Annotated in this window: 1 protein-coding gene; it reads right to left on the bottom strand. The window is 44.3% G+C overall.

The window, feature by feature from the left end:
* Positions 1–149 precede the first annotated feature (149 nt).
* Complete coding sequence (locus VCHENC03_RS17245; RefSeq protein WP_005427132.1) at positions 150–380, bottom strand: hypothetical protein; 231 nt, start codon at positions 378–380, stop codon at positions 150–152.
* Positions 381–384: the final 4 nt, after the last annotated feature.

Here is a 384-nt window from a genome sequence, read left to right as displayed (position 1 = left end):
AGCGGCGTTGATAGCGCCCGTAATATCTGGTGTTTCAGCAAAAGCCGGAGAAACGGAAGCAAGCATAAGTGCAGAGCCTACGGCTGTTTTTTTGTTTACGACTGCGTGTTTTACGTTATTTACAACAAGTTCTAGTTTTTTCATAAGATTTACCTTTTACTCATAAGGCGAACAACACGACCCACCCAGTGACCAACGACCATGTTGATCAAGAGCACGCCACTGACATATAGGAACAAGTCACCGTTGAACAGGACTGGATCCTTATATTCTTGATACTCCACCGCCGAAATCAGCACGTAGTCTTGGCAATTGTCGACGTGAGTTTTCGTCGCTTTTAAATTGCCGTACTGGTTAACAACGGTGACGCATACAGACATTTTT

The organism is Vibrio sp. HENC-03, from assembly GCF_000305755.2.
GTDB classification, from domain to species: Bacteria; Pseudomonadota; Gammaproteobacteria; order Enterobacterales; family Vibrionaceae; genus Vibrio; species Vibrio owensii.
Note: the sequence above shows the minus strand (reverse complement) of the source record. Positions and strands in the feature narration are given on the sequence as shown.

What these genes read in the sequence shown, in the direction of transcription:
- VCHENC03_RS17245 (WP_005427132.1), bottom strand. Translation starts at nt 380, where the DNA reads ATGTCTGTATGCGTCACCGTTGTTAACCAGTACGGCAATTTAAAAGCG.